Annotated in this window: 17 protein-coding genes; 9 read left to right on the top strand and 8 right to left on the bottom strand. The window is 61.4% G+C overall.

All coding sequences use genetic code 11. From position 1 onward, the window contains the following. Positions 1-46: 46 nt before the first annotated feature. Positions 47-760: an RES family NAD+ phosphorylase gene (locus ABDJ40_RS15215; protein WP_347611151.1), complete on the bottom strand. Its 714-nt coding sequence runs from the start codon at positions 758-760 to the stop codon at positions 47-49. Then, positions 753-1,424, bottom strand: coding sequence for a hypothetical protein (locus ABDJ40_RS15210; RefSeq protein WP_347611149.1), 672 nt, complete (start codon positions 1,422-1,424; stop codon positions 753-755). The genes ABDJ40_RS15215 and ABDJ40_RS15210 overlap by 8 nt, the downstream gene beginning before the upstream one ends. Positions 1,425-2,043: 619 nt before the next feature. Here ABDJ40_RS15210 and ABDJ40_RS15205 point away from each other — a divergent pair. From ABDJ40_RS15205 to ABDJ40_RS15170, 8 genes are all read left to right on the top strand, one after another. After that, positions 2,044-2,223 (top strand): hypothetical protein, encoded by a 180-nt coding sequence (locus tag ABDJ40_RS15205; protein ID WP_347611147.1) that lies wholly within the window; start codon positions 2,044-2,046, stop codon positions 2,221-2,223. Between the two features lie 2 nt (positions 2,224-2,225). Then, positions 2,226-2,423, top strand: coding sequence for a hypothetical protein (locus tag ABDJ40_RS15200; protein WP_347611145.1), 198 nt, complete (start codon positions 2,226-2,228; stop codon positions 2,421-2,423). A 338-nt stretch (positions 2,424-2,761) separates the two neighbouring features. Further along, the gene (locus tag ABDJ40_RS15195) at positions 2,762-3,229 is read left to right on the top strand and encodes a hypothetical protein (RefSeq protein WP_347611143.1); all 468 of its coding nucleotides are present in this window, start codon (positions 2,762-2,764) and stop codon (positions 3,227-3,229) included. A gap of 95 nt (positions 3,230-3,324) precedes the next feature. Beyond that, positions 3,325-3,903 (top strand): hypothetical protein, encoded by a 579-nt coding sequence (locus ABDJ40_RS15190; protein WP_347611141.1) that lies wholly within the window; start codon positions 3,325-3,327, stop codon positions 3,901-3,903. A 111-nt stretch (positions 3,904-4,014) separates the two neighbouring features. Then, complete coding sequence (locus ABDJ40_RS15185) at positions 4,015-4,566, top strand: hypothetical protein (protein WP_347611139.1); 552 nt, start codon at positions 4,015-4,017, stop codon at positions 4,564-4,566. Next, the gene (locus tag ABDJ40_RS15180) at positions 4,563-4,898 is read left to right on the top strand and encodes a hypothetical protein (protein WP_347611137.1); all 336 of its coding nucleotides are present in this window, start codon (positions 4,563-4,565) and stop codon (positions 4,896-4,898) included. Before ABDJ40_RS15185 ends, ABDJ40_RS15180 begins: the two co-directional genes overlap by 4 nt. 269 nt (positions 4,899-5,167) lie before the next feature. Further along, positions 5,168-5,875, top strand: a complete 708-nt coding sequence (locus ABDJ40_RS15175) for a JAB domain-containing protein (protein ID WP_347611135.1) — start codon at positions 5,168-5,170, stop codon at positions 5,873-5,875. Between the two features lie 366 nt (positions 5,876-6,241). Next, positions 6,242-7,066, top strand: coding sequence for a DUF4238 domain-containing protein (locus tag ABDJ40_RS15170; protein WP_347611133.1), 825 nt, complete (start codon positions 6,242-6,244; stop codon positions 7,064-7,066). Between the two features lie 178 nt (positions 7,067-7,244). Here the strand turns inward: ABDJ40_RS15170 and ABDJ40_RS15165 are convergent, their stop codons facing one another. From ABDJ40_RS15165 to ABDJ40_RS15150, 4 genes are all read right to left on the bottom strand, one after another. Next, positions 7,245-9,707, bottom strand: coding sequence for a DNA repair protein (locus ABDJ40_RS15165; protein WP_347611131.1), 2,463 nt, complete (start codon positions 9,705-9,707; stop codon positions 7,245-7,247). A gap of 50 nt (positions 9,708-9,757) precedes the next feature. Further along, positions 9,758-12,049, bottom strand: a complete 2,292-nt coding sequence (locus ABDJ40_RS15160) for a hypothetical protein (RefSeq protein WP_347611129.1) — start codon at positions 12,047-12,049, stop codon at positions 9,758-9,760. Positions 12,050-12,134: 85 nt separating this feature from the next. After that, positions 12,135-13,415 (bottom strand): metallophosphoesterase family protein, encoded by a 1,281-nt coding sequence (locus tag ABDJ40_RS15155; RefSeq protein ID WP_347611127.1) that lies wholly within the window; start codon positions 13,413-13,415, stop codon positions 12,135-12,137. Position 13,416: 1 nt separating this feature from the next. Continuing rightward, on the bottom strand, positions 13,417-14,703 hold the full coding sequence (locus ABDJ40_RS15150; protein ID WP_347611125.1) for a recombination directionality factor: 1,287 nt from the start codon (positions 14,701-14,703) through the stop codon (positions 13,417-13,419). Positions 14,704-15,135: 432 nt separating this feature from the next. Between ABDJ40_RS15150 and ABDJ40_RS15145 the strand changes: the two genes are divergently transcribed. After that, positions 15,136-16,347, top strand: coding sequence for a hypothetical protein (locus ABDJ40_RS15145; protein ID WP_347611123.1), 1,212 nt, complete (start codon positions 15,136-15,138; stop codon positions 16,345-16,347). Positions 16,348-17,276: 929 nt separating this feature from the next. Here the strand turns inward: ABDJ40_RS15145 and ABDJ40_RS15140 are convergent. Together ABDJ40_RS15140 and ABDJ40_RS15135 are read right to left on the bottom strand one after the other, a co-directional pair. Further along, entirely contained in the window at positions 17,277-18,302 is a 1,026-nt protein-coding gene (locus ABDJ40_RS15140) for a DUF6602 domain-containing protein (protein WP_347611121.1), read from the bottom strand. 263 nt (positions 18,303-18,565) lie between these two features. Next, a complete protein-coding gene (locus ABDJ40_RS15135; RefSeq protein ID WP_347611119.1) occupies positions 18,566-19,279 on the bottom strand; it encodes an autoinducer binding domain-containing protein in 714 nt (237 codons plus the stop codon). Between the last annotated feature and the right edge of the window lie 77 nt (positions 19,280-19,356).

Below are 19,356 nucleotides of genomic sequence, written 5' to 3'. Positions count from 1 at the left end.
AGAGAGTGTCTTGCGGGAGAAGACCCGCCTGATTCCCAGGTTTGAACTAGGGCATCCCCTTGCCCGGCACGATGTCCACGCCAATCCGATCAGCCAGGGTCAGTAGCCGCCCATAGCTCTGCTCGTCCGTCAGCAGGCTGCGCGAATCGCCAACCTGCTGCAGCGCACCCTGGGGGATCCTGTCACCGAACAGCATCACCGCGCGAGCCGAATCGTCCTGGCGCGAGATCCAGGACAAGCCCTGGATGTCCGGATGCTGGGCATGGATAGCCTCGGCCCAGCGTTGCGTCGCCGGGTACTGGTCCTTTTCGGTGTCAATGAGCTGCTTGCGCTGCACACCCAGCTTGCGCAACGGCACGCTGCTGAGGTCGGCGAGGTTCAGCTCGCGCTCGACCTGAAGCTCGGAGTGCATTTGCCCTTCGAGCTTGCGCTTGTCGTAGTGCTTGAAGCCGGGTGCATGCGAGACATCATGAAACACGGACTCCATGGCGGCCGCATCAAAGGTGACCGCGGCATAGAGGGTCGGGATGTGATCGCCCTTGGCATCGTGGATCGGACTGAAACGCGCGTTGCCCTTCAGCCCCGGATTGAACTGGTCGGCTCGGTACTGGTCCTGATGCACACGGTGCAGCACCTGTTTGGCGGGCAGTGTCCACGCAGTGATATGCAGCGTCGCCGGTGGCGCCGGAGTTGTGGTGCCGCCGCCGTCCGCGGGAGATGCCTGAACGGCGGCCGAGGCGGTTTTGCGCGGCTTAGGCATGCACAACGCCCTCCATCTCGTCGCTGGCAGCAGCAACGACCTGCTCCGGCTGGGTCGCCAGCACATCCTGCGGGCGTCGGCCACCCAGGAAGCTGTTGGCCGAGAGGAACCAGTAGGCCAACCCCCAGCCATCCTTCTCGTCGCCAAAGACCTCCAGGACGGACTTCAGGGCTTTACGTGGCCTCCAGTCGGTTTCCGGGTCCAGGCCATAGCCGGGAAAGTAATCGACGCCGTTGTGATGGATCGCAAAGATCTGACGCTGGCGCTTCCACTTGTTGGGCTGCGTGCTCGGATTGCTTGCGCTCAATCCAGCCAGTTCGGCCAGCTTTGCAGCGGTCAGCCAGTCCGCACTTGCCAACACGGCCTTGCGCGAACGTGCGAGCATCGCCGCTTCGCGAAGCAAGGTCGGCTCGGGAGGTGCCTTGGGCACCACGGCGTTGACCAAATCCTTCAGGGTCTGCTCGTTCTGTTCGCGCAGCGCCTCGTTGATGAACGACATGACGCTGACGAGCGTCTGGGCCAGCACGCCTGCATGCTCGGCGTCCGCCCGTGCTACGGGCAGCACGATCACCTGCTCGGCTTTGACCTTGTCGAGCCGGCTGCGCACCTCGCTTGGGGTGCCCACCAAGGTAGCGAAAGCTGCAGTGTCACGGATGGCGGTCATGGCGTGCTCCATAGGAAGATTACCAAGATTATCCTATTTTTTAATACTTCATGTAATTACACGGCACAGGACCTGCAGCAGCCTTGAGCGAGGGGGCCGGCGCTCCTATAGGCGCGCCCCTGCATCCGCAGGATCGTCAGAGCCGATACAGCCCCACATCCTCAGCAGACAAAGAGCCAACTCCAGCCACACATCCCCCGATCACGGCGCATTGCGGCTGGCTTCCTGCCTTTCGGCAGTGAGCACGCTTGAGGAAGCTGAGACGCCTGCCCATACTGGGATGGCTCTCGCGGACATCGTGTCTGCACAGCCTTCGTCGCCACCCTTCATTGGGGGCACGAAGTCCAGCCCAGCTGGCGTCGCGGTCGTTACCCGCCTCCTCGTCCCCCAGGTGGCGTGCTTCGGCCTTTGAGCCAGCCGCCGCCCTACCCTCGTCGGTTCGTCCGATCTGGAGCCTTTCAGTCCTGAGTCCGCCCAGCTGCCACCCGGCATGCAGGGCCTTTGCGGCACGCCCCTGTGCGTTGCCACTGAGCCTCTTTGCCCTCACGGGCGAAGCCCCCCCATGGGAACACTGTTCCCATGGGGGCGAGGTGTTCCTCTTTCTTCAAAGGAGAACACCATGTACGCATCGATCACCTGCAGATCGCTGAGCGCACGCACCTGCGTGCTGCTGGGAGGATCGGGCCAGCCCCGCCCTTCCCTGGCGCAGTCGCGGCCTCTGGCCGCGCTGCTGCGTCCGCTGTCCCCGTCTTCGGGCGCGACCGCGGACGCCGAGACCCTGCGCAACGCGGAGGGCTGAGCATGCTCGGCTACCGCTCGCGCATCGCAGCCCTGGCGATCCAACTCGCCAAGGAAGACCCTCAACTGGTCAAGGAAGTCATTGCCCGTCTTCGCAAGTCGGGCGACATCGAGGCCGACGATCTCGTCTACTTGGACACGATCGCCGACCGCTGGATCAAGATCGCTCAGGACAACCGCACACGGGGCCAACGACGCTGAGTCGTGGAGGTGGTGACACCTCCTTGGCCCTGGCCAGTTCCAACGCGATCTTCTCCAGCAGATCAGGCCGCTCTTCGTCGAGCACGCCCGTCCATTGGACCAGCGCCGTCTCGACGTCGGTCTGTGTTCGCACACCGTCGAAATCGATTCCGAGCGATCGGAACTCCTCGATTTCGGCGGGTGTGAACCTGAGTGAATCACCTGCGCGCAACATGCTGGTCCTTCCTGAAAGGAGAGGCCTCCAGCGTAGCCACGTCGTGCAGACATGCAAGCCCGGGGAGCCTCATTCGTCTCCCCCTGGGAACGGGTGCCCCCCTGTCAACAACCAGGAGCCCACCATGTCCCCAGAGAAGCGTCCTCGCCCCCGGCGCCCCAGCGTCATTGCCGAGGAAGAGAAAGCCTGGGTCGAGTTCTACCAACGCGTGCGGGAGGATCCCACCCTCGCCCAGGAAGTCCTCGCCCAGTTGGAGCGCGATGCCGAGATGAAAAGCGCCCACCTGGCGCTCTATCTCTCGTGCAAAGAGTCCTTGCGACGTGCGCACGCAAGGCAGGAGCGCAACGAGCGGATCGGCGCCTTCGTGCGCTGGTTGCTGCACTCACTCTTCGTGCTGCCGTGGCAACAGTTGCGCCGTGTGGCAAGCACGACCGGCGACATCGCGGTCGAAGCACTGCCGGTCGCCGCACTCGCAGCAGTGCCCGCCGCACAAGCCAGCGCGACGCCCGCGCGTCGTAGCCGCAAGCCGCCGTCGGATGTCCTGGCCATCGTCCCCGCAAGCCCGGAGAAGGCCACATCGGCTTCCACCTGAGTCGCTCAAGCCCGTGTGACCTGGCTCCCCTTGATCCAGTTCCGCGTGGCTTCGCCCCCCAACTTTGCTTTCTGCTCACACAAAGGAGCCCCGATATGAGCACCACCTCTGACGCATTGCGCTCCATCGAGCAGCGCGCTGAACGTGCCATCGCTCAGGAACTTCGTCTGATGATGAAGGAGATCCTGAACATGCGCACGGGCCTGACGCTCGAAGACCGCGCACATGCAGACGCGCTGTTGCTGAAGCTCGATCGACTGCTCGACGACCAGGTCGTCCGGCCGATCGATGCGAGCCAGCAGGCCGCGCCGGCCCTGCCCTCGCCAGACGAATGGCCACAGCTGCCGCCCGGGCGCTACGAGGTCCGCTTCTACAGCCGTGACTATGGCGATCTCGAAGATGTGGCCACCGCCGACACCTTCGTGATGGCCCTGCAACTGGCGAGCGAAGGGCACCAGGCGCAACCGACGGACCAAAGCGATGCGCTGTGGACCCGGGATCGCGGGGTGCTCACGGTCCGTTCCCGCCTGGGCACGGTGCTGCTGCATATCGAGGCCGTGGACCTGACGCCCGCGGTCGTGCAACCCCACGTTGCACGCGCGTGCCAGGCTTTGGAGAAGGGTGAGCCGGCCTTGATCCAACAGCTCTTCACCGCACTGCGGCAAGTCGCGTGAATCGCACCGAGGACTTGACCGCCTGAGCCACGAGCCCTGCCGCCCTTACGGGCGACAGGGCTCCAGAGCCGGCATCGTCGATCGCCGGCGCCCCCATTGGAGACCATCATCATGTCCGATCAAACGTCCATATCGGTCCGCGTCGAGCTCACCTGCATCGGTACTGCCACGCTGTACCGGCCCGACAGGCTGGACCTCAGCTTCGATGCCCCGCTGCTTGTCACCATTTCGCAGGCCCTGAGCGCGCTCTCGGCGCTGAACCAGTTCGGTGCGAGCGTCATGCTGCCCTTGCGCGATCTCGATAGCTACTTTCGTCAGGGTCGCCCCTGGCAAGTCCGGGACATCTCGGAGGGAAGGTTCGCTGCCGCCTGCGCATGGCTGCATGTCGAGCCAGAACGCTTCCATGTGGAAGTCTGGGAGGCCTGCGGTGACGACGAGCTGCACGGTCTCGTTGAACTCTCCGAGGCGCCCCGGCTGCAGCAGGCCCTGCAGGCACGCCAATCCATGGCCCGACAGGAGTTGTTGCTCCTGCTGCAGCGGTCCTCGGCTCGCGTGTCGCAGCAAGCCAGGCTGCCGACAGATCCGCAAGAGGCCAGAACTCCTGCGCCCCAGACTTTGCGGATGCCCGCGCTGGACGCAACACGCAGCGAGACCCAGCCATGAGCCGGCACCTCACCTGGACCAGCCGTGAAGGCCAGCCCGTCCTCGTGGTCGCGGGCTATGACCGCCCGTTGCGCGAGCTGTTTCTGCACGTCATTCACCAGGCCGCGGAGGCCTCGCCTGCATGCTCAGACGAAGTCTTCGTCTACAACAGCCTGAGCGAACCTGAAAAGGACTGGCAGGACATCCGCACGATTGGCGACACGCTGGAGCAGCTGAACATCCGGGTTCCGCAGAGCTTGCTCGAGCAGATCTACCTCGATCAGTGCCTCAACGTGGGAAACCGCTGCATGGAACACGTGACCGTCGACGTCGGCCAGGCGCGGCCCCGCTGAAGCAGTTGGACCCGCAATGGAAGAAGCCAGCCACAAACGGCTTTCCAGCTGATCGAAATGGGTTGAGCACCCTTTCCTGAGCAGCACGGTCAGCCTCCGGAATGCAAAATTCAGCCTCTCGCTCACTCCTTCATGGAGTCGCTCCCGGCCATCCGGCGTCGCAGTCGTCACCTGCCCACTTCCGTCGGCAGCCCTTGTGGCTGCTGACACCCTCTTCTTGGGACACCTGTCCCTTGAGAGGAAGGGTGTTCCGCCACGTGGAGAACACCATGAGCTACATCCGCATTGGCTTCCGGCCAGCCCTTGCCCGGACCTCACGCCGAAGCAAGCGCCCGGCGGCCGCACCGGCAGCCGGGCCATCCCCTGAACTGAAATCGCCGTCGGACCTCAGCAACGCGCAACTGCTGGCAGAGCTCCTTGGGCCACCCCCAACCCGTCTCGCTGTCGAAGGTGGCGCCGCCCCTTCTCCAGGCATACCCCAAGGACTCGCAGCAGGCCTGCCAGGGATTACCTCGCCCGAGGTCGAGGCGGCGGCTTCCCGGCGCCTACTCGTCGCGCGTGAACTGCTCTGCCGCAAGCTACTCGCCCACATGCAGGGTCGACCGCTCGTGAACAGTCGAGACGCGTTGGGCGAATGGCTGCAGCTGCATTGCGCAGCGCTGGACTACGAGGTGTTCCTCGTGCTGTACCTGGATGCGCAACTGAGGTTGATCCACGCGGAACAGCTGTTTCGGGGGACGATTGCCGAGATCATGGTCTACCCCCGTGAAGTCCTCAAAGGCGCGCTGGCCCATCAGGCGTATGCCCTGGCCTTCGCCCACAACCACCCAGGCGGAACGACAGTGCCCAGCGCTTCAGATCGACGTTTCACGGAGCAGCTCAAGGCGGCGCTGCAGACCATCGGTGTTAAGGTGATAGACCACTTCATCGTGGCGGGCCAAAGCAGGTACTCCTTCGCGGAGCATGGCTTGCTCTAAAAACCTCCGGCGCGCGATACGCACCTGATCCTGCCTCCAGCGTAATGCCATCGCAAAGAGAGGCGATTCGCGGAAAATGAGGGTATCCACTCAGCAACCTTGGCAACAGGTGGATATCTCGATGGAGACAATGAAGCGTTCGTTGATCATCGCGATCGAACCTCCCTGCGGGCGTCTTCCCATGCGCCCGCTTTTTCGCCGCCTCGGATCCCGAGGCGGTTTTTTTTGACTTCCTCAAAGCGCGCCTGCGTGCCCCCCTTCCAGTCCGCTGTTCGGACGGCAATACTGCTTGCCTCGGTGGAAATTTCCCTAGTACTGATTGGGATTTTTGAGCCAATGCTCTCAGCGTCCCATACAGAATGGCTCATGAAGAAAACCCACGTCAACCATCACTTCGTTCCTCGATTCCTGCTTGAACCATGGGCAGGCGATGACGGCAAGTTAGGTGTTTTCAAGCGACTCCCAAATGGAGATGCGAGATACGATCGATTGTCGCCAAAGCGTGTCGCCTTCAGCGAGCACCTTTATTCAATAAAGGGAGCTGAGGGAGGACCTGATGTCTTCGTCGAAAAAGAAATCTTTGGTCAACACATAGACGATATCGCAGCACCTGTACACAAGCAGCTGCTAGCACGAGGCATAGCGAGTCTATCGGAAGAGCAACGAGCAATATGGGCAAAACTTCTTCTGGCTGGACTATTCAGAATTCCTCCCATGGTTGAGCACTTCCGGACGATGGGGAAGAAAAGTTTTATAGAGCGTCAACCCTTGCACTCTTTAACCGATATCGAGCTCATGGACGAGGGGTTAAAGCTCATGATCCTGACAATTGGCTGCCCCAAAAACAATCAAAAGATGCTGGCCGCCGAATGGTCGCTTTTCAAAGTTCCTCCAGGAAAACTGGATGCCTTGACATCTGACGTCCCATTCGCATACTTCGGCGACTTCTTCGGGGAAGAGTTTGGTTTAGTTGTACCAATCTCTCCAAGTTACTTCTTCGTCAGTGCCAGTGGTACGTACGTGAATCGTTTCAGCACAATGAACCTCGCTTGGATGACGAAGGCAACGAACACCAGGTTGGTTCAACACGCTCAAGAGTTCGTTTTCACGACTGACAAGCGACACATGGGACTAATCAACAAATGGCTTGGCAGCGCCCAGAAAAAGCTCCCTCCATCCGATGATGCTTGACGGACTTCTATCACCTTCACAGCAAAATCCACGCTTAAAACAAATGAGGTAGACGTGAGAGGAGCTCGCAACTCCGAAAAGGCGATGGCCGCCAGGGCAATGCCAGAGTGGGCCGTGAATACCCAACGCGTGGACCATCGCGCAGAGGCACGAGTGAATTCCACCCTGCGCGGGAACCTCACGCGTGGGCAATATCAGGGCGACAACAGACCATCGCGTCCAGATCGATCACTGCATCAGCCATCGCCGTCAGTTCAGGAGTTTGCGAAACGAAGAACTCCCGGGCATATCCACCCAGCCGCAATACCTCGCGTTTCATTGCGATGAAGCTCCTCTTGCGCTGGGGGTCCAAGGCCCCGTCTGCTTCGTCACAGAAGAGCGTGCCGTAGCAACGGCCATCGTTCTGCGCCAGGTACAAGGCCACGGCGCGGACAAGGCACTCGTTGATCCAGACCCGCTCGCCGCCACTCATCTGCTCCACGGGCTTGCTCACACCCGTATCCCCGTCGTGCACCTGAATGGCAAACCCCTCCCGCTGATCACCGCGACGGGTTTCGACCTGGGTGAGCAGCGAGACCGTGAACCTCGGGCCGCAACTGGCCAACAGCAGGTCATTGGCGAGTCCCGACAAGGCCGGGCCCGCATCGTCAATCGCCAGGGCGATCAGTCCGTCGCTGCCCAAGCACTTCACCAGCAGATTCCAGTTCCCCAGTTGCTCTGCGACCCCGGCAATGCGGTCGCCCAGGGCATCCTGGTCTCGCTGACGTTCCACGATCTGGCCCTCGAGCGCCAGCTTGGCCTCATCATCCCTCACTGCCCGCAGGTACACGTGCTCGGCCTGCGCGACAGCGAACTGCGCGGCATCCAGCTGCCGCCGCGCATCCGCCAGGACCTGAGCGTCGAAAGGCGCTGGCAACGCGGCCAAGGCGTCCAACAGGCGATTCAGCCCCGCGCGATAGTGCTGCGCCTGCTGGCCCTGCTGAGCATCGAGAACCTGCACGGTAGCCTCGATGTCGAGACGCTCCACTCGCTCGTCTTCCGTCTCGTCTTGCTGGACGCCCTGCCCCGCCAATCCCGCCAGCTCGCGGTCGATGTCCGCAAGCCTGTCCAGCGCCTGCGACATCTCCCCCATACGGGCCGCCAGCCGGCCATACCTGATCGCACGATCACCGCTGGCCACCGCTCGGCGCTCCGCGAGCATCAGCACCTGTGGAGCGCCGGCAAGGCGCTTGCACTGTTCCTGCTGATCGTCTATCTGAGCTTGAACTTCCTTCTTGTCCTTGGCCAGCTTGCGAATGGTGCCCTGGGCGCTGGGCATCAGCACCTCAGCGTCCCGCGCATCACCCAGCAATTGGCACCGCCCCTGCAGGTCCATCTCCGCGCAGGGCACCTCACGCGTGAGTCCAAATCGGCGCGCCAGGTCTTCGGCCCTCAAGGCCGCCTGACCGGCCTCGCGTTCAATAGCCGCCAAGCGTTGCTGGCTCGACTCCAGGGCACTCGTGCACAGATGGAGCTCTTGGACTCGAAGTCGGACCTGCAGGGATCGCTCCGCCCGCAGGCCCGCCACGGCCTTGGCCGCCTCCAACCGGCGTTGCGCGTGCCTGACCGCGACCTCGTCCTCTAGCACGCCTTCACATTGCCGACGGCTTGCCGCCAGCGTCTGGGAGCGCGTGGCCCACTGCGCCTTGCGCAGATCCACTCGCTGGGTCAGACGCTCCAGTCTCTGTTGCTGCCCAGCAATCTGGGCCTTGATGCCTTCGATCACCTCCCTGCCCGTTCGAATCAGCGCGACGCGCTCACCGTCCAACTGCGCGCGCTGCGCATCGCCCCCCTGGGCTTGCTCGCTGGCGGCCTGCAGCTGCGCGAGGTGTGCCCGTGCTGAATCCTGGGCGCGCTGGGCGTCTACCTTGGCCTGCGCCAGAATGTCCACCTGCGCACTGGCGCAGTTCAGGCGGCCATGCTCGCCGCGCAGGCGCTCAAGTAGCTCATCCTGCGACCCTCGCTGCTGGCGCATGGCGACCAGCCCGACCTTCAGCTGATCCACCACCTGGGCCGCCTTCTGGCCTTCCTCGCGAAGGCGCTCCTGCCCCAGCAGGTCGGCCAGCAGGCGCTTGATCTCACTGTTCGGATAGGCGCTCAGCTGGCGCTTGCACTGGGCGCTGAACACCGATGTGAAGAAGGTCTCCGGGCTACCCAGGAGGTGCTCGACGCAGCGGTTGTAGGTGCTGGTCTTGCCGTCCGACACGGTCCCATCGGGCAATCTGACCGGCTTCCAACACCCTTGCGGATCAGCCTCGAAGAGAAAGGCATCCGTCGTCCGCCGTCCATTGCAGCGGATCACCACCTGCGAGCGGAACCGCCGCCCGTCGTGCGACCAGACCAGGTCCTTCTCGTTCTCCGGCAGCACCACGTGATCGTAGAAGGAGAAGCCACCCGGCCCAGCTTGCGCTGCACGCGAGGGCAGCGTCAGGAAGGGATGCAGGTTGTCCAGCACCGTGCTCTTGCCGCGGCCGTTGGCTCCGGCCAGCGCGACGAGCTGGGCATCTCCCGCCAGCCTCTCCAGGTCCAGGGTAAGTACATCGAGACCCAGGCCGTCGCGAATGCCGCGAAAGCCCGAAAGGCGCAGTGAAAGGGGAAACATCGCAGGCTCCGTTGATCAGAGCCATCAGCATCTCTCGCCTCACCGAGCATTCAAGTCCTGCCCGAAGCCCCATTGCATCGATGTCGTAGTGGAAATGAGCGGCAACGGTCTCTAGCGCACGGCCTGGGCAGCGGCCGGGGCCGATGCTGACGCCTGGGGAGACGATGCCGCAAGCGGCGCTGTGCGGAACGAATGATGTCCACGACGTCCTGCACACTGCAGCCGTTCACGATGCCTGACCGTGTCCCGCAGTCGGCGGGACGCTTGAGCTGAGCCACCAGCGCGTTGCGCGTGGTGGATGCCAGTTGCCACCCCAGTGGGATGGGGATCGCGTCCACCCCGATCTGGAACTCCACATAGTCCGACAGCACCCCGTTGTCTTGCATCGTGGTGATGTTGGTCTTCAAGGCCTCAGCAGCCAGCACGCCGCGGGCCGTGCGCGTGTTCGCCATCGTGCGAACCGGGGACAGCAGCTCACCAAGCCCCATCGACGGTTTCTGCTCCTCCTGGGCCTCTTGGGTGGCCTTCTTGTTTTCCGTCGCCGCCAGCATGCTGGGCGAGTTGCCAATGCGGATGACCACGGGTCGGATCGCGATCTTGTAGAGGGCGGCCATCTGCATCGCCACGTCCACCGCCTCCGACAGGGTTGCGGCGCCGGAGTTCTCGAAGTAGCCGCCATCGACGAAGCGCTGCTTGCTGTCGCCGTTGGTCAAGGCCGCAGCAGGCGTCACCAGGGGGAAGCGCGCGCTGGTCACGGCCATCGTGCTGATACGGTACTCCGTGAAGGGGGCGAAGTCGAAGAAGGTGGTCAGGCGATGGAAACGCTCCTCGATCGGATAGACCGGCGAAGCGACCGTGCGATGCCCCGTCTCCACGCTCGTGGCGTTGAACATGAGGATGGGCACATTTCTTTCGGGCCGCCAGTACGTGTACAGGCCCCGCTCCATGAAGTCGCTCTTGAGCTCGGCCTTGAAGCTTCGTTCCACCGTTTCCTCCAAAGTCCGTGCGCGGTCCCATGCCGGCACGGAGAACGGCAGCAGCCGTTGCAGCGCATCAGGAAACAGCAAGGTCGCCACCAGCGGCCCCAGGTAGTCGGCCTTGAGCACTGCTTCCGCTCGATCGGCATAGTGGCCACGGTCCCCGATCTCGCCAGCGCATCCCAGGTCGTCTTTCGCGTCCGCTTCCGCTGACGCGTCCAAGAGACCGGCGAAGGTCGCCGCCCCGACGCTCCCGCCAGAGACGCCCGAGACCACGAACAGGTGGCGAGCGAACGCCGGGCATCGGTCCTGGATGGCCGCGAGTACCTGCGCCGTGAAGTACGCCGCCCGAATACCACCGCCCTCCGCCGCGACGAACACGACGGGGTATGGATCGACGTTCCCCGGCTGCACTCGGGTCGACAACCACTCCCGGAAGGCGCCGCCGTAGCCAGGCGACTTCACCCCCTTCTCGACCCGCGCCAGTTGGCGCAACTCATGGTTGTCGTTCAGGTCCAGCCAGCTCCAGAGCGCGGCCACGAGGAACAGCAGCGTCAGCCAGTGCCAGCGCGGCACCCATGGTGAGGCCGTCAGCCAGGTCAAGGCCGGAACCAGGGCCACGCAGGCAGCGAGCAACACCGCGATGGCGCCGAGCCAGCCGCCCAGCTGCTGGGGGGCCACGGCGGCAGCGACGAAGAGGACGAACCCCAGGCCCAGAGACACCGTCAACCAGTCGCCCTGTGCAAACACCACCCTGCCGATCCGAGCCCCGTTCGGTTTGGCGGTCAACGAAGCGTTCGCCGCTTGATGCCGGATCGTCGCCCGTCGGCGCTTCGAGTAGTAGGTGAAAACAGCACCCAGTCCCAGCATGACGAGCACCCAGCTCATGAACTGAGCCAAGGCCTGCGGGCTACCGGAGAGACCGCTTCCCGCCTTCGCCATCGCCACCGCGCCGCCCACCCATGGCAGCAAGGCCAAGAAGGACGGAAGCAGCCGCAACGCAGCCCGCAGCACTGCGTTGTTGGCCAGGGGCGATGGATAGCGGTTGACCAAGGCGTACCGCGACCAGAACAACTGCGTCCAGCTGAGCAGGAACAGTCCGGCATAGATAGCGCCAAGCTTGAGCCACACGCCATTGCCGCCTTCGGGGTCGTCGGCGTTGAGCACGTAGACCCGCACCACCTCCTGGACCTGGTCGGCAAGCGCGCCCGCGGCCAAGACGATCAAGCCAGCCAGCAGCGGCACTCGGCAGACGTACAGCATGAACAACAGCCGGGTGCCCGTCCGAAACCGCGGGCGCGTCCCCGTCGACAGGGACGCAGCAGGTGCGGCGATGACATCGATATCTGCTGCGGCTTTGCCCATGGCACCTCCTGGAACTTCAACTGCCCCTCCAGGCGATGTCCCGCGACACCACCTCTGATCGATGCAGGGTGTACTACGGGTGGGCCTAGCTGGGCAAGTCCTGGCACGTATCGTCGCTCGCGATGACGTTCGAACCGTCCTGCAGGAGCCCTTCAGCGATCGCCGCCGGGGTTCCCTGCTGCAATGCAGCGAGACAGCCCAAGACACACTCGGGGACCACGCCACTGAGATCCGCCCAGCGCCGCACCTTGTCCGCCAAGCTCCCCAGCTGGCTGATGCCCGGTGCCCGGGTACGCACGACAGGCATGATCCGCCCCTCCAGCTTCACCTGAGCTGCGCCCGCCAGCAGACGCATGATCGCGGCCCGGTCCACACAATGCCGGTCTTCGTCCGCGACCACCCATCGCACGCGCACATGGGCCCCTTCCAAGGCATGGCGCTCGACCGCTTCGCGCAAGGTCTCCAGGTCGGGCCTGCCTTCGAACTCGATGTCCACGGTCCGGCGCGCTGGCGTCGGCACCAGCTCGCACCGAGCGGCACCGGCAACGACATCCCAGAGCAGGAAGCCCTTGTCGCCATCCTCACCGTAGTGGAAGCGTCCGATGGACCCAGCGTAAGCAATGCATTGCAGTCCGCAGGTACCGTCCCTTTCCCAAGACTGGTGGCGGTGGATGTGCCCCAGCATCACGGCCTGAGCTTCTGCGCTGAAGAGCGCCCCTGTGTTGAACTCATGATCGAACCCGGCCATCGGCACGCCGTGCTCCGACAGGCTGCCGAACACCGTGCCATGGGAAACCGCGGCTGTCGGAATCCCCCGCGCCCTCGCCTCCCGGTTGATCGGTGCGAACCCGGCGAACAGCAGCGCCAGTTGCTCGCCTACAGCTTGCGAGGCATCGACCGCCCCGACGGCAGCGGCCACGGCCGCCTTGTTGATGGTGGGCACGCAGGAAACCACCAGCTCCACATCCGCGGGCACTGCCTCAAAGCACCAGCCCTGCGAAGCCTGCCAACGCCTCACACCCCAGGCATCACGCACGAGTGCCACCTGCTGGATGCAGGTCGCGACGTGCACGGGGTGGCACGCCCCCACCAGCGGGAACACGGCCAGCCCCCCCGGCGGTTCATGGGAAAACGTCCCCTGCAGCATCAAGACCGGGCAATGGTCTGCCAGCCGGCGCACCTGGGACAGCAGGTGCAAGGTGGCGGGCTCGTGGAGGCTCAGCGCGTGATCCGTGGCATCCCCAGAGATCACCGCAACCGCCACCCGCTCGGCAATAGCGCGGTCGATAGCGGCACCAAAGCACCGATCCGCCTCGTCCAGCATGGCCGTCCCGTAGTGGAGGTCAGAGAAGTGGGCGATGCGCATGTCACACCTCGCCTGCGATGGAACCCAAGGCCTGGTCGATCTTGTCGCTGTAGCCCACTGGATCGTTGGCGTAGCGCTCCAACTCGTCCCAGGCACGGCCACGGCCATGAGGATTGATCTTCCATCCTCGCCCCCAACGCCAGTCGGCGTAGCGTTGGAAGCGTCCGGGTTCCAGCCCCATCGCTCCGGCGCGTCTCAGCAACTGCTCCAGCGTCGGGTGGCCGGGGCGCAGGGGTAGCTCGGTCACGGTTTCAGTGCCTGCGGCCAGCTCTGCGTGGCCGGCATCCATGGAGTGCCCCACTGACGCACCCTCCAGTACTTGGCCGGCAGCTCGGGCCTGCATGATGGCTGTGTCAGCCTCTTCGTCATCGCGCAGCAGCGCCGTCACGTCGATGGGCGCTTCCAGTTCGATGATCCACTGCGGAACCCGGACCGCGCGGCCAGCCTCATCGATGAAGGGCACCTCCTTGAGGACCTTGGTCAGGTAGAAGGTCTCGCGCCCACCGCCGAGAAAGCCTGAGATTCGACCGCCACGCATATGGCCGATGGCCTGGAAGCGCTGGATAGCGTTGCTCATGGCATAGAAGCTCGTGGTCGGCAACTCCAGCGCGTTGATCGTCCGAATCCCCGGAATGAAGAACAGGAAGCGCCCAGTCAGGTTGCACTGGCGGGCCTGGTACTCGGGACAGGATTCCGGATTGCAAATTCCCCCGTTGTCCTCCCGCAAGACGGTCTTGCGACCGCCAAAGAGTCGGATGCTGCGGCGCCCCGTGGGGTCCATGGGCACGGGGGCATGCTGCATGCAGTGCCGCACCGTGCTGTCGACAGAGTACTGCGACCAAAAGCGCTTCTCGTGCGCCCCCCAAGCCGCCAGCTCGTGCGGCATAACGCTTTGCCACTGGTCGGCCGGGAACACCACCGGAAAGCGGTACAGGCGGTGGCCCTTGCCGCGGTCCTCGCCGTAGGTGCTCAGAATCTGCCGGGCCACCTCGGGGTTGGGAAAATCTCCGGCGCGCACGGTGAACCAGGGCACGTTGCGTGGGACCAGCGGCGCCTGCAACTGCGGCATCGCTTCACGCAAGGCCCGCTCGATCTGCTCGAAGGACTGGCCATCGGCCACGCCCTGCTGGTAAATGGCCTTGGCCTGGTCCAGCGCGGCGGCCTTCTTGGTCAGGACCATGATGCCGGGCCGAATTTTTCCGCCCGTAGGGATGCGGACCGGTCCGCTGCCAAGCAGGGTCGGCAGCGACCCCGTCCCACCTTGAACTGTCACGATTGCATTTGCCATGGCTGAACTCCTGAATGAACGTCGGTCGCGCCGACAGTTCAGGATCTCAGCCAGTGCAAGGCAATCAAGAGGTGGGGCACTGGCGTGTGCCTAGGCACCCGCCCCCGCCTTCAGCCACTGCTGCGTACTTCAGGTCCTCGTGAGCAGCGCTTTCAATTGCGACGGAACAAGCGCTTCAGCAACACGCGAGCGCCAAATGGGCGACGAAGGCCTGCTACTGGAAGCTGCCAGTCGAATTTGCAATACCAGCAGCGCTTGACCCTGAGCGCCTCCGCCGAATACAAGCGACAACGCCACATCCTTTGAGATGCTCGTGCTGCCGCCAGCCGCACGGGTGCTAGCCTCTAAGGCAAGTTCAAAGCACACTCAACGGATTTTTTCTGGAGGCTGACAATGGTTAATAGATACAAGAAAAGTCTTGACCAATTCACGATGATGCTTCACGTCATCAGGACGCAGAAAAATTTGCCGGCAGCAGCAATCGTAGATTTTCAATTATTGCTTTTGAGAAAAATCAAAGATGGCGAGAAAGCAATTACCCGCACAAAAGAGGCAATTCAAAGCCTGCGCCTTGAAAAAGCAAATGGCAGACCCACCAGAGAACGCTCCAAAAAAATAACAGACCTCATCAAGAAATCAGATAATAAAATAGAAACCTACAAATACATCATCTATATTTGGAAAATGTATGGCGATAGCATTGCCTTCCATTTCTGCGACAAGTATGCAATCAAGCACCTTCTTTACGATGACAGCTATCACGAAAAGGAAACCTCCGGATTTATTTCCGGGAAAGAAGGCACAAAAATGGAGATACGACTACTAAAGGCAGCAGCTCAAAAGAATGTTCCCGCTGTACTTTGCGACCTCACAAATACGTTAAGACATGGTGATGTATGCCTGCTAGGTCGCAGCGATCCTTATCCCATTGAGGTGAAAAAATCGGGGAAGCTTGACAAAAGAGGTGAAAAGCAAATTAGAAACATACGAGAAATAAACAGCTTTTTCACAAAAGATGAAGCTGAAAATTTCCGAGGTGCCGGCCCTGTAGTAAGGCATGAACACATAGGGAAGGAAAAACATCACTTGCAAGCCATCAATAATTGCATAGATAGATCCTATCAAGAAGGCACAAGCCATGCCTCACCAGAGAGTGGGATTCACTATCTAGCCATAACAAAATTCAAGCAGGGAATTTTTGATCAAATACCTGGGAAATACATTCATATGCTCAACCTAAACGACTACAAAAGAGCAATGAATTGGCACCCCTATACCCCTTTCCATCTTTCACTGAGCCCCGATCACCTCTACCGCTTCATCAACGGAGATTTGAGCATTGTAGTTATTTTTGATTTGCAAGTGATAAAGAGAAGGTTTAAAAATAATGGGCTGCATATCACATTCTTACAGGATGAACATTGGTACGCTCAAATTTCAGCCGCAGGAAATATTTTAAATGGGGGCTTCAGAGTATCAACACAGTCATTCCTGCGAATTGCCTTTGAGTTCCAGAGCTTGGCATGGGCAATTAAGCAGCACAAAAAGCACTTGAAGATATTTATGGAAGAGAGAGACATGCCTGGCAGAGCCATGGAAATTCCGCCAGATTGGATTACAGCAACAGACCCTATTCCATCGTAGAGAATAAAGGGGCGCCTTTATACAAACACCTTCACCAAAATCATTCTTGCTACTTTTAAAACTTGCTATGCACTTAGCTCCATCAATCGCCAAGCCCCGGTAGAGTCGTGTGATGTTATGAAAGCCCTATCTCACAGGGGTCAGCGATGAAGAATGGAGCTTCGCCCCCAAATAGCTAACACGAATGGCCCGAGTGTCCCTAAGCGTGAATATGCCCTGTGCGAAGTCTTCAACCTATTGCATTGGCTGGATGCGGGCTGCTTCGAGGCCATGGGCTGCGATCTGCACTCAGCTATTTGCGCAACGCAAGCCCGTTAAAGTCACCCGTCAGATGCCCTTGATTGGAGCGGGCGAAGCAGTGGCCGCGCTGACTAACCTGGGACAGGCCAGGCGTTACGCGGCGCTCTCGCGGACATCCTATGGCATGCCCGTATGCCCTCGAAGAGCTCGGCAAATGGTGACGTAGGGCGAACCGAAGGCGAAATTTGCGTCTTGCAAGAACAGACCTTGCGCGTACCTGGGCGCTTCATACACTGCAAAGGACCCTAACTCCTTGCAAAGCGGTCTTTGCTGGAGTGACGCCAATGAGGTCCTCGCCCCTGCCACTCTCTGCGTTCTGCCTTCAATTGGCTTATTGGTATAGCAGGCGCAGACCCAACCCTGAACCGAGCTATCAGTATCCACGTCGACTCAAGGCGCCGGCACAACTTTGCTTTCTGGCTCCAGAGTTTGACGGGCTTTCCCGAGCCCATCGCAACACCTCTTGCGCCTTGCGCCGAGGCCCGTACATCGCTCATCCAGTCGTCAGCTACCATGACATTCACCTTGCGGCCTGCAGGTGCTTGACGATGGCCGCCTTGTCTTCCAAAGAACTCCTGTTGCGCCGCGAACTCCACCTCGCGCTCTGACTCGAGTCAGACACTGGCGAGCTAGCAACTCTCAAAGCTTGGAATCAGATCATTGAAGTCTGCCAGCCTTTTGACTGCCAACAAAGGGAAGCGTCTGTTCGCGGCAGCGATGAATGCGGCGACCGGCGGCAACTGATGCTTGCTCCCCCGCACCGGCAGCATCGCGTCACCGGCAGCCAAAGTGGAATCCAAGAGTTCGACCTGCTCCTTGGCTGCTTTTGCGCGTTCCACCTCGTGCCGGGTTGCGCAGTACAGCAGCCAGTAGTACAGCCACAGGAGCACCCGGCCGCGAGCTTCTGGAACAGTCGTCGCTTCCGGCTTGTAGAGCCAGGCCTCACTCCCAACGAAGGGATGGGCAAGGTTCAGAGTCTCAGCGGGCTGAATTTCGTCGGCGCCCCAATCGAAGAATGAATTTAACAATGGCCGGCGCGAGATGACCACAGCTTTGTCCAGAAAGACCACCAACGTGGGTTTCTGCGAGTTCTTGCTAAACCACGTAGCGAACGGACCCGCCTTCGCGTCTCTGGAATTCGCGTACAGCAAAACCGAGCCCACTCCTTCAGGCATTGCGGTCTCTGCACGAAGCTCCCCCAGCGCAGCACCCATCTCTGCAATGCGCGTGGAAATCTTCGCAGCTTGACCAAGCTGCTTGGTCACGTCGCCGGTGGAAGACTTGATCTCGACGTAGGCCCTACAGCTGGTAAACGGCGCATAGATTGCCTCTCCCTCCGCATTCATCATGGGATAGTTGTCCGCTGCACTTAGAACCATTGCGTCCACCTGCGGGGTGCAAGTGGACTCAAGGTCGTACAGGTAGCCGTGCGCCATCTGCGCTTGCGGAGGAAGGCGCCTGCCAATGATTTGGCGAAAAGTCGATTCAAGCAGAGCACCGGAGTCTCTGATGTTGTGGGTCTTGTGCAGGATTTGACCGCGGTCGGCCGCCTGCAACAGTGCTGCCGCCTCGGCCTCGAAAAGACCGACGATGTTGATTTCGCCAAGCTTCGGAGCCTCGGCACGACGCGCCTTGGTCACCTTGGTCGCGGACACCCTATTCATAAGTCAGAGATATAGAAAGCAAATGGGAAGCATATATGGAATTGCTATCAACCAACGATCCATGAAACAAGACATGCGCACATTGGCCCATGTCAATGTCCGCTTCGAGGAGCACTGAACCATGTCCCGCTCCTGACCGCGAACGGTCGGATGACTGCCTCCACGGGGCGCTGACAACCGCCGCGCCATGACCGTGTTGCAAATTCGATGTGCACTGCCGCAAATGAGCACACACAGCCAATGTCGTTCGTAGTTCAGTTCAGCAGGCCCAGCGCCATTGCACGGACTACTGCTGCGATCTTGTTCGGGGCTCCCAACTTGGCAATCGCATTCTTGATGTGAAACTTAGCGGTATCGACGCTGATGGCCAGAATCGTCGCCGTGTCCTCCGTCGTTTTTCCTGCAGCAGCCCACTTCAGCACCTCAATCTCGCGCTGTGTGAGCGAAGCCTTCGGTTCCCAGAAAGATGCGGGCGCCAATGCCTTCGTCAGCGATTCATGGGCGACCGATACCAACCAATTCAGCGCGAGCGCCTTCCCGCGCAATTCCGCGTCTGACAGCGGCTCAGCAGAGCGAGCCAGGGTGAGCAGGCTGCCGATCCCTTGAGCATCAAAGCGTGACTGGGCCCATCCGACACGCAGCCCCATGTCCTGAGCCTCTTGCCACAAGCCCACGGCGCTCGAAAACAAGGTGTCGCTCCACAAGAACGGAAGCTGTGAGCGGTCGGCTCGTGCGATCGTGGGGTCGATGCTGAGGTAGTCCGCCTGGTCATAGCGCAGACGCCACGACGAGGGGTAGTTGTTCAGCAGGGACACAGGGATCTGGGACGGGAATCGATGGAAGCGGACGCCGAACGCACACCATTCGAATCCAAGCCGCGCCGAGGCCGCTTGGATTGCGTCATACACACCTTGAGTTCCTCTGGCTCTTTCAAGCGCCATGAGCAGGTCTTGCGCCCACTTCTGCATGCTGATCCCACCACCTCTGGGTCGTCAATCTCTGATCTGCCACTCCCCAGGAGTGGCCGCCCGTTTGAGCCTTGCCC

Origin of the sequence: Roseateles flavus (genome assembly GCF_039872765.1) — a bacterium.
GTDB lineage: Bacteria > Pseudomonadota > Gammaproteobacteria > Burkholderiales > Burkholderiaceae_C > Roseateles_B > Roseateles_B flavus.
The sequence above is the reverse complement of the archived record's forward strand: the minus strand, read 5'-3'. Positions and strand labels throughout refer to the sequence as shown.